A 14045-nucleotide genomic window follows, 5' to 3' on the forward strand; every position below is an offset into this window, starting at 1 on the left:
CACACCAGAGAGTTTTTATTTCATCCAAATAACATCGTCTCTGATGACGCATTCATACTTCCCAGGCAATTCGTCGCTGGTTCCAGCGATCGATACTGGCCTTTCAAAGCGTGGTGAAGCGTTATTACTCGCCATCGTTCTGACGGGTGGCCTGACGTTCGTCACACCGTTACTCTCGCTGTTTGTCGGCGTTCCCACACTCGCACTCGTGGCGCTGACTGGCGCGGGGTATGCGGCGCTTGCGCTGTTTCTCCGCCGGACAGTCGTCTCAATCTACGTTGCACTCATCGTCACAGTGACGTTTGCCGCGAACGTCCCGCTCGCGAGCACGGGCGAGTTCGTTGGCCACCTCGGACCGCAACTCTGGCTGGTGCAACTCCCGCTCGCGGGGGCCGTGGCGTTTCTCGTTGCCGACCTCTTCGCGGACAACCCCCGCGATTTCGACCCGTCAACCCCCGGACTTCTCTTCGGGGGGTTCGTCGTGTGGAGTTTCTTGGCGGCGATCTTCGGCGCAACCGCGCGGACCGATGCGGCGCTTTACTTCGCCTGGTTCGTCCTCCAGGGTCTCGCCGCGTTCGCTGTCACGCACCACGCCGTCAGGATTGACATCATCCGGCTGCGGACGCTCGTCGAGACGTTTCTCGTCGTCGTGGCGGCCCAGACGGCGGTCGCGGTGGTCCAGTTTTTCCACGGCGGACTGCTCGGTCTGAGCCGTCTCGGCGAGAGCGCGCACATCCCGATCTCGCCGGTCTCGCTCGGTCCACTTGGCGAGTTCGCTACCGGGACGTATGTTGCAGGGTTCACCGGGATGTCGTTCATCCTCGCGACACTCATCGTCCTCGCCGTGCCGATCGCGATCGTGCTCGCGCTCCGAACGGACGGGTGGCGTCGGTGGGGGTTGGTCGCCATTGTGATCGTGATGGCTGCTGTGTTGAGAATGACTGGCAGCGACGCCGCACGTGGGGGGATTGTCGTGGCAGCGCTCGCACTCGCCGGTCTGACTCTTGCCGTCTATGGGATGCCGCCCAAACGCAACGGGCGCGCACTGGTGAAACGATACGTCGTTATAGCCGCACTGACACTTGTGAGCGCCGCAGCGTTGTTTTATCCCTCGGCCTCGTCCGGCACAGGATCGCACCTCACCGACCTCAGCGGCAACGATGGTGGCACCGACGCGACCGGCGGAGGTGGCGGGGGTAACGCTGGCGGTGACGCGCCCACACAGCCAACTGGTGGACCGGACATCGAGGCGATACTCCGTGACCTGACAATTCCGCTGTTCGACATCGGGACGCTCGGCATTCGCCTCCAGCAGTATATCACTGGTATCGAGCTGTTCATCCAGTATCCGCTGTTCGGTATCGGCGGTGCGAACTTCCCGTACTATGCGACAGCGCGGGGTCTTCCCAAAGAAATCCCGTTGCATAACATCTACATCGCACTGCTCGCTGAGACGGGGCTTCCAGGGTTTCTCCTCTACGTCGGTGCCGTTGCGGCCGTTCTCTGGATGGGGTGGCGAGCGATCGCCTCCACGGCCGACTCGCTCGACCGAGCGCTTCTCGTGGGCGTCCTCGCCGGAATGATTGGTTATCTCGCCTTCGCCTTCTGGGATACGCTCATGCTGACGAAAGTCGCCGGGCTCTTCTCGTTCTGGATTCTCGCGGGCGGAGTGGTCGGCCACGCGCGACGACAGCCGTTCGAGTCTGAGAGAGGTTAGACCGTCCACCAGTCAGTGCCGTCGCAGACCAACTCTTCGGAGGCGTTGTTCGTGCCGATCGACGCTGAGGAGTTGCCGTCGATCGTACCGCCGCTAGGCGTCGTGATGTTGATCTGATTGCCGGCCGTCGACGACGTGTTTTTGAGGCCGACGTGACGCCCAGCAACAGCAGGAGGCAACTCTGCGGTTGCGCTATTGCTCGACGTATCGAAGAGCACGTACTCCCCATGTGACACAGTGTAGTCAGCCGTCCGCGGCCCCACGACAATCGCGCGGCGGATGGTATCGAAGGCGAAAAAGTCCGGCGACGACCCTCGCCAGTCGCTTTCGAGTCCTGCATACCCCACGGGGTGCTCGCTGTCGAGCGCGCCGTCGATCACGCCGATGTCCGCCGGTCCCGCCGAGATCCCCGGCCGGAGGTGGGGCTGGGGCAGGCGGGCGTTGCCAGCGCCGTCGCGCAGCCGGTAGATCGTGTCGATGTCGCCCGTCGTGACCGTGACGTTCGAGAGGTGCGTGGGATGGGTGCTCTGGATGTCGACGACCGTGTGCCCGCTCCCGACCACCGGCTCGGGCTCGTAGTTGAGCGAGCGGACGTCAAGGCTCGCGTTCGCGTTAATCATCGTACCCATCGTCCCCCCGCCGTTCAACTTCTTGACCGTCATCGAGATCCCGCCCGCCTCCAGTAGCGTCGACGGGCTTCCGGAGGTCGTGTCCACCGGGTAGGCGTTCACCCCCTTGAGACCGATCTCCAACCCGCCGGTGAAATGGAAGAGTGCCGGCACGTCGCCCGCGTCGACCTGCCCGACGCGGAATGGGCCGAACTGGCAGGCAAAGAGTCCGCCGTCACCCTTGAGCGCCTGTCCGCGGTGGTTGAGAATCCAGATGTTGCCGAGCTGGCCGTCGGTATAGAGCGGTCCCTGTGACGACTCGACGTGGATCGCCGGGGCGGTCGCGGCGACGTCCTCGCCAACGCCGAACACCTGAAAGCCCAAGAAGTCAGAGTTGCCCCCACCAACGACCTTGAGGATAGTCTCGCCGCTGCCGCCGTCGTAGTTGATGACTGAGCGATTCCCCCACCCGAGAATCGAGCAGTTTTTCGTGTCGGCGACGATCGTCGCGTCTTCGTGGACCGTGGAGGGTGGCAGGAGCACAGCCCCCTGACCGCCGGCCGCCTTTGCGATGTCGTAAGCGTCCTGGACGGGCGTCGTGGTCGCCGCGGGATCGATCGCGTCGCCCGACCCCAACCCCTCGCCGACGGGGACCACACGGCCGTCGAGCGAGCTCTGGACGCTCGCGTCGTCGACCGAGAGGTCGGACTCGGCGTTGACGCCCGGCTTCGAGAGCGAGGTCTCGGTGATGCCAGCGTGGGTCGGCTGCTCGCGAACTCGCACCCGGCGGATCGCCTGCCGTTCGTCGCTGGGCAACGAGGACGCCCCATTGCCCGGCACCGTAATGACCGCGACCGGCAATCCCGTGACATCCGCGAACGACCGCGGTGCGGGTCGGGCGGCGTTCCGGGGCGTTTCCTGGGTGCTCGCCACACCCTCGCCCCACGCGAGCCCTCCCTGCGTCCCGCGGAGCACGTCGACAGTCCCCGCGTCAGTGACGTACACCACGTCCCGCCGGGGCTGGCTGTCGCCGAGGTCTACGTCGACGGTCTGCTGGTTGATGTCAGACTGCTGGCCGTCGACGACCGCCGAGCCACTCGCGAGCGATAGCGCCGCGCGACCGTCGCCGAGTGTGCCGGTGTTTAGCGTGACCGTGAGTGCATCGTCCGCCGCATTCCGGGGGATATGCGTGTCTGTCCGCCGTTCTTTGATGTTCTCGACGAGCGCCCAGTCCGGTTGTTGGTTGTCAACTAAATAACTCATGCTGTCAGGGGTATGCGTTGGGATACTGCGACGAGTAGGCGTCGCGGCTGTTGCTTGCGCCGTCGCCGAACTCCGTGCCGTCGCCGAGTCGGGCGAGGCCGCGAAGCGCGAGCGGCGGGTCGTCGCGGCTCAGAAGCGTCCCGATCACGCCGTCGTCGAGCGCGCCAAAGGAGAGGGTGCGGTTGGCTTCGCCTGCGGCATAGGAATATTCCACACTCCGAAGGGGGAGGACTACTGGCGACAGCGGCTCCGGGGCCGCAGTATCAAACTCAGAGACACGGTGTGTATGCCCGGGTACGAGATCGCCGACGATCCCCGGCAGGGCGTCGATGTCACCCGAGATCTGATAGCTCCCCCGCAACTCGTCGAGTTTTGATATCGCGAACTCGCGACACGCGGCGTCGCTCGCGAGACCGGGCTTCGTGACCTCGAAAACCTTGCGCTCGCCGCCCGTGATCGCCCGGGCCTCCATGCCGGGGGCGGACGCCTCGCCGCGATACCGTCGTGCCTGCGCGGGATAGTCCGCGCCGTGGACGACGACGTCGGTGTGATAGTCTCCGGTGTCGAGCTGGGGCGAGACGCCGCCCTGCTCGGCGGTCCAGCGTGCCTCGCGGACCTGTGTGCCGGGCAAGAAAACCTCCACGAGCACGCCCGGACCGCGTTCGGAGTAGTCCACCGACCAGACCATGCCCGCATATCCACACAACTCCGCAAAGGCCGATAGCGGCGTCCCCGAGACCTCAAGCGGCGCATCGGCCGGGATGCGCGCGACCCGCTCACCCCGCACCGGCTCGGGCGGCACGACCACGACTCGGATCTCCCCGTCGGTGCGTGGGGTGATATGCTCGGCAGCGAACTCACGGATCGCGCGCCACGCCGCGATGCCCTGATAGGAGGCTTCGACACCGCCGGATTTGAGTCGCTGAAGCGGGCCGAACCCGGTAATCTGTGCCTGTTGGCTGCCCGTGTCCGCGTCGGGGGCCTCAAACTGCCCCGAGAGCACGCGATCGCCGTCGAAGCCGAGCACCCAGTTGGATTCTGCGAACCGGAACAGTCGCGGTTCGGCCGCGAACTCGACTTGGATCGACGACGCCGCGAGCGCCTCGTCGGTCGCCGAGAAACTCAGGAGTGCGCCGTCTGCGTCGCGCTCGCTGCCGGTGGTCGTGAACAGCAGGCGGTCGCTGGTCGTGCCGGGAGCGGGTGTCGGCTCCACAACGAGCCCCCACGAGTCGGTCGCCGCGAGGAGCTGGTCGGCGGACTTCTCGGTCGAGTAGAGCGCTCCCGTGACGCCGCCGTAGGTCGCCCCGGCCGGGCCGGAGAAGGTCGCGCCGCGGGCGGGCGTCGGTGTGATCTCGGTCTCAGTGCCGCCGTAGACGCTCCCGGTCGCGCCGCCGTAGGTCGCCCCCATCGCGCCGCCGAAGGTCACTCCGGTGTCGCTCATGGATCGATTTCGGCGTTATTCAGCGAGCAGCGGAAGGTGGCAGTGTAGCGGTTTGAGGAGTCGGCTGCGTTCGAGTTCTGGAATCTGAAAACCAGACGGTACGAATCGTTCTGCGGATCGGCGACTGCGATGTTGCCGGTCCCATTGGTATCGTAATCAACCGACTGGCCAGTCGAATAAACGCTGACCTGCCCAGAGCCCGTGTCGCGGACGATCTCAGCGCTAATGTCGTTCTCTACGACAGCCTGATTCGAGTTGATCGAAGATCGCCACACGACGAATCGATGATCCGGCGGCACAGTCAGAAACGACCGCTGCGGGTCGTCGGCGTTGTCGGTCCCAGGGATCGTCTCAGACTTGCCTGGAACCTGGATCGTGAGGTAGTTGCGCCGAAACTGGTTGTGAAAGGTGCCCCCGAGGTTTTGGCTGTTCTCGACGGTCGTGTCGAGCGGGTCAGCGAGGTCGACATCGAGTGCCTCGATCGACGGTTGGAGGTTGGTCTGCGCGACGAAATCCCCCGAGATGCCCTGCACGTCGTAGTTGCGGATGTCTTGAGCGGTGATACCCGTCGAGTCGCTCACGGAGGGGCGGACGTAGACGATTGCCCGGAGGACGCCGCCGACGAGCGTCCCATCGTCCGGCGCGGGCTGCCAAATGTTCGGAAACGTCCCTTCCTGACCGTCCTCGGCGTCCGTCGGGCGCTTCGGGGCTTCGTTGCCTTTCACGACTCCGACGCCGTTCGCCGTGGCCTCGATCACGTCGATCCGCGGGTTGTTCGTCGCCGGGTCAAGCTCGACTTTCTGGCTCGGGAGCGAGACGTCCTCTCCGCCGACGTTGATGGTGCCGTTGCTAACGTCGACGTAGATGCTCGACGTGTCGGTGGTGTTCGGCGTGACTTCCAGCCCACTTTTCCAGTAATCACCCCCGCTCGTGGCGGTGTAGATGCCGTTCAGGAGCAATGCGCGGATGCCGTGTGAGTTCTTAGCAACTGCTCTCATGTGTTAGATTCCTCCGTTTTCGAGGGCTTCGCGGACAGCGGCCGTATCGCTGTAGTCGCCGAGTTGCGCGAGGTACGCCAGTTCGACGTCGACGAGACACTGCTGTTCGGGCACTTCGGTCGAATCGTCGACGCCAGCAATCAGTCCCCAGACCCCGCGACCCGTACTGTCCCAGTCGGCCGGCCGGAGTGCGACGAGCAACGACCCACCCGGCGGCTGGCCATCGTGCGTCTCGGTGTACTCGACGCCTCCTCCCATCGGCTCGTGGAGAGCGTACAGCCCGGCGTAGTCCTGGTACGCAACGAGACGCTCGTAGCGGTCGATGTGGGGCTCAGTGCGGCCGTCGGGGACGAGTTTGAAACTCCAGGTGCCGGTTGTGCCAATGCTTGGTGCGGGCTGACTCTCCAGCAGGATCGACATCTCGATGACGTCGCTGCCGGCCGGGTCGATGCGCCATGCCGTCGTGTCCTGATTCTGACTCATCCTGAGTAGCTCTTCCGTTCGAGCGAGCGCTCGATCTGTTGCCACCACTCCTCGAAGGTGGTCGTCGCGATGTCATGGACGTCCTCCAGCCCGACGCCCTGGAACGCGCCGCTCTCGATCGTCTGGTCGATGTAGACGTCGCCGTTGCTCCCGCCGCTCCCCGCCGTCCCGGAGCGACCGGCACTCCCACTGGCTGCATCAGAGAGCATCTGATCAAGCCGACCGAGCGGCAGGACCGCCTCGTCGTCGCTGCCCTCGCCGATCATCGCGAACGTCGGCCCCGTCGCGATGCCACCCTCGGCGAGCTGGGGAATGTCGAAGGACTGACCGCCGATGGTCGCGCTCGGGATCTTCAACGTCCCGCCCCCGATCTTCTTGCCAGCGATCTTCTGGCTCGGGAGGCTGATCGAGTCGCCGCCGATCGTCACCTCGGGGACCGTGAGCTGATCGGGGAGCATGTCGTTGAACCCCGAGACCGCCCAGTCGGCGGCGTTCTCGAAGGCTGTCTCGATCCCGCGACCGACCTCTTCGAACGCCCCGACGACGTCGGATTTCGCGTCGTTTTTGATATACGAGGATATGTCGGAGATCAGGCCCTTGATGATCGAGTTTCCGCCGCCGATGATCTGGAAGGCAAAATTCTTGAACTCCTTCCAGACGCTGTTGAGAAGGCTGTAGGCGGCTGAGCTGAGATCGAACGTGCGGATGTACGTCGCGATCTCGTTGAACATATCGGGGATCAGTGACTGGCCGATCAATCCCTTGTAGAGCCCCTCAGCGGCTGCCATCACGGCGTCGAACAGGAACTCGCCGGCTCCCTTGAGATCGCTCCAGGCCTGATTTTTCAAGTAGGAGACGATCCCACCAACGATCCGTCCGAAGCTGTTTTTGAGCTTGGTAGCGCCGCCGGATTTCAACCAGTCGCCGATCCCGGAGATCGTGGACTTGACAGCCTGTCCAACGATCCCGCCGATCGCGAACAGCGAGAGGATGGTGAGACGAATACCCTTCCCGATCGCACGGAACCCCTGTTTGATCAGGCGAGTGCCGTTGTTCTGGAGCCAGTTGCGGATTTTCGGCAGCCCGTTCTTGACAGTTCGGCGAGCGGTGTCGATGATCGTGAGAACGGCGGGACCGATTTTGCGGCCGAGCGATCGGAACGCTCCCTTGAACAGCGTGAGGCCGCGCGTCTTGACCCACGACGTCGTCGACGAGATCGCACTGTTGATCTTCTTTTTCAGATTGAGCTGATCGAGCGCGTTTCTCGACTGTGTCGAGAGGAATCGGAACGCGCCCTGGAGCATCGGGACACCGGAGCTGCGGATCCAGCGGTTCGCTCCCCTGAGACCGCCACGCAGCTTGGGGAGAAGGTCCTTCTTGCCGAATTTGAACGCGTTCTTCCCCTGTGTCGAAAGGAACCCGATCGCACCCTTTGCCTTCTGGACGCCGGGCCCGCGAACCCACTGCCAGGCCTTGTTGAGTCCGCCCTTGATCTTCGGCAGCAGATTCTTCTTCCCGAATTTGAACGCCTGCTGTCCCTTCGTGGAAAGGAATCCGAGCGCACCCTTCGCCTTCTGAACACCGGGGCCTCGGACCCACGACCACGCCCCCTTTAGGCCACCTTTGACTTTGGGGAGCAGGTCGGATTTGGCGAACTCGAAGGCGTTCTGGCCTTGTGTGGATAAGAATCCGAGCGCGCCTTTCGCCTTGGTGACGCCCTGCGTTCGGACCCACGACCAGGCTGCGGAGAGGCCGCCGCGGATCGCCGGTACGATCTGCTCGCGACCAAATTCGAATGCATCCAGCGCCTGCGAGGCGAGGAAACCCAGGGCCTTCTTCCCGAGCTGGACGCCGCTCGTGCGGATCCACGTCCAGGCACGCCCGAGTCCCTTCCGCACCACCGGAACGATGTTCTCGCGGCCGAACTCGAACGCCGCGAGTGCCTGGGTGGCGAGGAAGGCGAGCGCCTGCTTCGCGAGACCGACGCCGTTCGATCGGACCCACGTCCAGGCCTTGCCGAGGCCCGACCGAACGGCGGGGAGAATATGCTTCTTGCCGAAGCTGAAGGCGTTGACAGCCTGGCGGCCGAGGAATCCGAGCGCCTTCTTCGCCAGTGAAACTCCCGTCGAGCGAATCCAAGTGAGCGCGCCGCGAAGGCCCGATCGGATCACGCTGTCGACACGGGAGAGTGCTCGCGAGAGGTCGCCGACCCCACCCGCCGCGGCGGCGAGATCGTAGAGGGCGACGCCGAGGCGGCCGATCCACCCCGCGAGTGGCTGGAGTTTCTGCGCAGTTCTGAACACCGCTTGCCCGAAACGGGCTACCGGGCCCGCAGCCCGCCGTCCCGCCGCAAACAGCGCCGACAGCGCCGGCACCAGATTCGTCGCGATGAAGTTGCCGAACTTCGTCATCGCCGGCAGCGCCTTTCGAGCGACCGACATGAACAGCGACACGAACTTGGGGATGATCGTGAACGCCGCGCCACCGAGCGCTCGCAGAGCGGACGTAAACGGCTTGAGATTGCCAGTCGCGTCGAGCAGCGACTTGACGAACGGGACGATCGCGTTCAGCCCATCTTTTATCAGCGGGATGAACTGGGAGCCGAACTGGACGATCAGTGGCTTCAGTTCGGCCTTCAAATCTGCGAGCGTCTTTTTCAACCCCTTCGTCTCTTCATTAAAAGCGAGGAGGCCGGAGCCGAGGATCGCCCCGAACGCCATCGCGAGCCCGCCGACCGCACCGGCGGCCAGCGAAAGTGCCGGCAAGAGCGGGGCGAGCGCGGCCGTGGCGAGCCCGGCTACGCCGATAAACCCCAGGAAACTCACCGTCAGCCCCTTGATGCTCGACGAGGCGAGCGCTCCGGCAGGACCCATCCCGAACAGCGCCGTCGTGAACAGTCCCGCCCCGCCCGATGCCGCGGCCGCTTTCGCTCCGGTTTGAGTGGCCTCGTCACCGACCGATTCGATCGAGGAGCTGGCCGCCCGCGCCGGCATGACTGTGTCGCCCATCTCGTCGGCGACATCCGAGACCTCCGACGCGAGTGTCGCCGTGGGGGGCGTGCTCGTGGCTGCCGATCCGCCGACGTCGTCGATCCCTTCGGCGGCGGCGTGCGTGCCCATCGAGAGTTCGCCGACCTCTTGGGAGAGGTCGTCCACCTGCGACGAGAGGCCCTGGACAGCCACCGAGTTCGACGCGGATACTCGGCCGAGGCTCTGGATTTCGTCGTTTGTCTCGTCGATCATCCCCTCCATCGTGTCGAACGCGCCCGCGTTCCCCAGAACGGTGCTTTCGATTCGGTCGAGCTGCCCGTCGAGGCCGCCGAGGTTCTTATCGAGCGATGACGCATCGTCGCTGGCGTCGTCCATCGCGTCGCCGGCGCTCTCCATCCCAGAGGTGAAATCCCGCTCTCCCTGGAGCACGATGTTCGCGAGGACTTCGCCTTGAGCCATTGTGGAGGGTATTCAGTTCAGTTTGGACTGGAGATCGCCAGCCTGGTCGCTGCGCTCATCGAGACGCTCGCCGAACTCCGTGACCACGAACAGCCGCTCGGCACGTCCGCACTCGCCCAGTTCGTGGGGCCACTTGCCGTAGGCACGGCAGAGTTCACCGAGAGCGGTTCCGGCGTCGCTCCGCGCGAAAGGAGAGCGCGCCTTCAGTGCGATCCTGGTAGTGGTGGTACGTCGCGAAGACCACCTCCACGCGGAACCCGTCGGGATAGTTGTCGCGGTCGGCCCACCACTCGCGATCGAGTGCGTCACCGGCAGTGATCTCGGCGAGGAACCCGTCGGCCCACGCGTCGAAGTCGTCGAGATTCTCGAACAGTTCGGCTGCCTCGTCGTCGAGTTCAGCCTTCAGCGCCTCAGCGTCCTCCGCGTCGACGTCCTCGGCGGCCTGCTCGACCTGCGCGATGAGTGTGATCCGATCCTCGACCGCTGCCTGCTGCTCCTCGGTGAGCTTGACCATCTCGACGGGGATAGTGGTCTCCTCGGCGAGCCCTTCGAACGCTTTTGCAGTCCAGGTCTCGTCGAGAGACTGCTCGATCGCAGCGAGGGTGTCTTCCTGAGTGGCGTCGTCGATCTCGTCCCAGTTGCGGACGTCGTCATCCTCGCTACCGTCAAGCGACTTCTCCTGCATCGCGTCGACGAGCGTGTCCTGCTGCTCGGGGTTGCCGAGCTCGTCCCAGGCCTCGCGATCTTTCGAAGTCTCGAAGCCCACGCCGCCGTCGCCACCCTCCGCGGCGCTCATTTAGAGCGTCCCCCCGAGGCCGAGCCGGACGGGGCGCTGGCGGAGGTGCCAGACGATCGAGATCGTCGAGTAGTCGTCGACGTTGATCTCGCCGCCGTCGTGCGCCACCACGTAGTTGCTGGCTCCGATCTGAGCTTTGTAGTCGCCCGCGTCGTAGGCGGCCTGATCGGCGTAGACCGAGATCCGGAACGCCTCGTTGCCGTCGCGGCCGGGGTCGTAGGTCCCGCGCTCTTTGTTGTCCTCGGTGAGGAGTCCGAGCGCCTGGAGCTGGGCGGGCCCAGTGAGCATGTTCGCCGCGTGGGAGATCTCCCAGGCCTCGCTCACGGGATCCTTCTGGAGGATGAAGTCGCCGTGCTCGCGGTTGTCCGCGATCTCGGCGTTCGGACTCATCTCGATCGAGTCCGTTGTGGAGCCGACAACCGTCCACGTCGGGGCGGTCGCGGTGTGGTCGTCCGTGGTCTCGATGACGATGATGTCACCGACAATGCGCTTGTTCTCCGCTACGGTGGATGTCATGGATGTGTCTACCTCGTGTCAGTACGGATGCTTCGCTTCCTTCTTCAGCCGCAGATCGATGCTGCCGACCGTCTCGTCAGTCCGTTCGGTTTCGAGCTCGAACGCCGTCGTCTCCTCGACGTACAGGTACTCGCAGGTGCCGTCGAGCGATCGATCGTCGTACAGTGACGACTGGACCGCGCCCATCTGGGCGATCGTCTTCCGGAGGTTCGACGCGTAGTCGCGGGGGTCGTTCCGGTCGAAGACCGAGACGTTGACGTTGATGTCGTGGAGTTCCTCATCGCGATCGCTTGCCGCGTCGTCGCGCACCTTCCGGAACTCCAGCACCATCGCGAGCGGGTACTCCACGCCGGCGGGTCGCTGCTGGCCCTCGATCACATACGGTTGCCCGTCCGGATCGAGACCCCACTCGATCGCCGCCGCTTCGACCTGAACGACCAGGGCGTCGAGCGTCTCCTCGTACCACGCCGCCCAGTCGAGCGGGTCGGCGGCCTGGCCGGTACCGGGCGGGTGCTCCATCGGGTTGATGTCCGCCATTCAGTCGAACACCCCCCGATTGCGGAGCACCTGCTCGGCGATGTCGTCGGCCTCGGACTGAGTCTCCCGCAACGGTTCGCTCACGAAGTCGTGAGCTTCCGTCCCGTAGCGGGCGATCGACCAGTAGATCGAGTCGAATCCGCCAGGGTAGTTGTTCCGACGCGCCCACCGCGCGAGCGCTTTGTTCTGGCTCGGATCGCTCGATCCGGGCGGGTGGGGGTCGGACCCTTTCAGGTACGGCAGGGTGTAGTCGACACCGCGCTGGCCGCCAGCGACGACGCGCATCCCGCCACTACCGCTCTCGACCACGCGGATCGTCCCCTTGAGCCGGCCAGTGTTCGTGCCGACTGCGCGTTTCATCCCGCCGACGGCGTACTCGCCGATCGCCCGCTGGACCGCCCGCGCGTGTGCGGGCATCGCATCGGCGAGGTTGTGGAACTCGTCGGCTTCTTCCTCGAGCTCGGCAGCGAGTTCGAGATCGATGCGGACGGGCATTCAGTTGCCCACCCCCACCTCACGATGAGATTTCAGCATCCCACGGATCTCGGCGTTCCAGGCGACGGGGATGTTGACCGCCATCTCGAAGCTGTCCGCCTGGACCACCATCCCCTCGCGTTTCTGGGCCATCCCGACGACCGTGTGGTCGACGAGCTTCATCTCGGCCTCCCGGACGGCGGGCGGCGGAGTCTGGTAGCCGTGGTCGAGATCGACCTCAATATTGCCGTACCCGGGCGGCCACTCCGCCTCGGCGACGTGGTTCCGGGCCGCAGCCGAGTGCCGACCGACTGCGCCGCTCGTTGCGGGGTAGTCGCTCGGCCCCGCGCGGACGGGACTCGCCCGCCCACCCGTCCGCACCAGCGAGCCCGACGCCGGCTTGACGTGCCAGGAGTCGGTGTCAATCGATGAGCCGTCGATCCGGACCTCCTGGACGTCACGCACCGGCGACGGTAGCGAGAGCACCGACGTCCCGCGCTCGCCGTCGAGCGTGACCGTCTCTCCCTCGTGGAGTTCGAAGTCGCGCCGACAGTAGTCGTCGATCCGACCCTTTGCTTTCGACTGGAGCTTTTCGAGGAAGTCCTGCCAGTCAGTGGTGCCGTCGCCGTCCTCGTCGGCCGTGGTCGAGAGCCCGAGGCTCTGTGGATCGGTCTGGATGTAGCTGGTGAGCTCGTCGGGGTTGGCGTACACCGTCTCTCCCGACGAGGTCGTCGGCACTACGCCGACCCTCCGCTATCGAGGCGTCCTTCGAGTATCGACTCTGCCGCCGCGTTCTCGTCGCGGTACGGGGTCGGACAGTCTTCGCCACCGTCCCGTTGTACCGACGTGAGGGCGTGCTGGGCGACCCACCGAGGGACCTCGACCGCGTCGTGTGCGGCGCGGGCCGAGTCACTCATCGTCATCGGCCTCCTGCCAGCCGTAGGGGTCAGCCCCCTCGGTCTGGCCCGTGATCTGTGGGTAGCCGACGAGCGCGACGCCCTCCTTGTCGAGATCGCGACCGACCTGCTCGAAGTGATAGCACTCCGGGTTCGGACACTTCAGGTCGAGACCGATGTCATGGCCGTCGACGCCGCGCCTCCGGATCCGGTGGACGAACATCGGCAAGTCGCCGTCGCAGGCGTCACACCGGAGGTCGTCGGCGAGATCGTCGCGGTCGAACTCCCCGATCGGCATCCCCGCAACCCAGAGGTTGTCGCACTCCTCGCCCGCACCGACGTGGATGCCGACTCCCCGCTCACCGAGTTCGCGGAACGCCNCCATCAGAGATGTGTATAAGAGACAGCCTCCTGGTCGCGGAGCTCGGCCAGCTGCTCACGGATCTCGTCGCCACTCTGATTCGCGGCGATCCCATGGGCCTGGGCGTAGTCCTGGAGGTCGGGCTCGTCGTCGGCCCGGTACTCCACGTCCGAGAGGTCCTCGGGGATCTCGGGACGGTCCTCGGCCGGCGCGGCGAGATCCTCGTTGCCGGCGCGGTAGTCCGCCACGATCTCGGCGACGCGGTCGTCCTCGTCCTCGAGGATCGCTTCGAGAGACTTCTCGACCACCTCGTCGGTGACTGCTTCGAGATCGGAGCGCTCGCAGTTGCGCTGGGCCGTCTGGTTCGCCGTGAGGATCAGCGCCTCGGGCGAGTCGACGACCGCGTTGCCGATCTTGTGGACGCCCTGGCCCTCGATCCAGCGGTACGGGACGCCGTGCCGAGGGCCCTCTGGCGGGAGGTAGCCCTTGACGCCGTCGACCGCCAT

13 protein-coding genes are annotated in these 14045 nt (G+C 65.2%); 1 reads left to right on the plus strand and 12 read right to left on the minus strand.

Annotated elements, in window-relative coordinates; translation table 11 throughout:
• Nucleotides 1–43 precede the first annotated feature (43 nt).
• Nucleotides 44–1717, plus strand: coding sequence for an O-antigen ligase family protein (locus C449_RS15785; RefSeq protein ID WP_006079044.1), 1674 nt, complete (start codon nt 44–46; stop codon nt 1715–1717).
• On the opposite strand, the gene C449_RS15790 is transcribed toward C449_RS15785, so the two are convergent.
• The 12 genes from C449_RS15790 to C449_RS15850 all read right to left on the minus strand — a co-directional run bounded on the left by C449_RS15790 (nt 1714) and on the right by C449_RS15850 (nt 14045).
• On the minus strand, nt 1714–3588 hold the full coding sequence (locus tag C449_RS15790) for a hypothetical protein (RefSeq protein WP_006079045.1): 1875 nt from the start codon (nt 3586–3588) through the stop codon (nt 1714–1716). The genes C449_RS15785 and C449_RS15790 overlap by 4 nt on opposite strands.
• Before the next feature lie 4 nt (nt 3589–3592).
• Nucleotides 3593–5029, minus strand: a complete 1437-nt coding sequence (locus C449_RS15795) for a hypothetical protein (RefSeq protein WP_006079046.1) — start codon at nt 5027–5029, stop codon at nt 3593–3595.
• Entirely contained in the window at nt 5026–6027 is a 1002-nt protein-coding gene (locus C449_RS15800) for a hypothetical protein (protein WP_152415753.1), read from the minus strand. Before C449_RS15800 ends, C449_RS15795 begins: the two co-directional genes overlap by 4 nt.
• Nucleotides 6028–6030: 3 nt before the next feature.
• Nucleotides 6031–6510, minus strand: a complete 480-nt coding sequence (locus C449_RS15805; RefSeq protein ID WP_006079048.1) for a hypothetical protein — start codon at nt 6508–6510, stop codon at nt 6031–6033.
• On the minus strand, nt 6507–9959 hold the full coding sequence (locus C449_RS18420; RefSeq protein WP_006079049.1) for a hypothetical protein: 3453 nt from the start codon (nt 9957–9959) through the stop codon (nt 6507–6509). Before C449_RS18420 ends, C449_RS15805 begins: the two co-directional genes overlap by 4 nt.
• A gap of 154 nt (nt 9960–10113) precedes the next feature.
• Nucleotides 10114–10755 carry a hypothetical protein gene (locus C449_RS15815; RefSeq protein WP_006079050.1) on the minus strand — a complete coding sequence of 214 codons (642 nt, stop codon included), beginning with the start codon at nt 10753–10755 and terminating at the stop codon, nt 10114–10116.
• Nucleotides 10756–11271 (minus strand): hypothetical protein, encoded by a 516-nt coding sequence (locus C449_RS15820; RefSeq protein ID WP_006079051.1) that lies wholly within the window; start codon nt 11269–11271, stop codon nt 10756–10758.
• Between the two features lie 18 nt (nt 11272–11289).
• Nucleotides 11290–11808, minus strand: coding sequence for a hypothetical protein (locus C449_RS15825; RefSeq protein WP_006079053.1), 519 nt, complete (start codon nt 11806–11808; stop codon nt 11290–11292).
• Nucleotides 11809–12303, minus strand: coding sequence for a hypothetical protein (locus C449_RS15830; RefSeq protein ID WP_006079054.1), 495 nt, complete (start codon nt 12301–12303; stop codon nt 11809–11811).
• Nucleotides 12304–13020: a hypothetical protein gene (locus tag C449_RS15835; protein ID WP_006079055.1), complete on the minus strand. Its 717-nt coding sequence runs from the start codon at nt 13018–13020 to the stop codon at nt 12304–12306.
• On the minus strand, nt 13020–13199 hold the full coding sequence (locus C449_RS15840) for a hypothetical protein (protein WP_049914373.1): 180 nt from the start codon (nt 13197–13199) through the stop codon (nt 13020–13022). The genes C449_RS15835 and C449_RS15840 overlap by 1 nt, the downstream gene beginning before the upstream one ends.
• Before the next feature lie 363 nt (nt 13200–13562).
• Nucleotides 13563–14045: a hypothetical protein gene (locus C449_RS15850; RefSeq protein ID WP_006079057.1), complete on the minus strand. Its 483-nt coding sequence runs from the start codon at nt 14043–14045 to the stop codon at nt 13563–13565.

Origin of the sequence: Halococcus saccharolyticus DSM 5350, from assembly GCF_000336915.1 — an archaeon.
In the GTDB taxonomy this organism is placed as follows: domain Archaea; phylum Halobacteriota; class Halobacteria; order Halobacteriales; family Halococcaceae; genus Halococcus; species Halococcus saccharolyticus.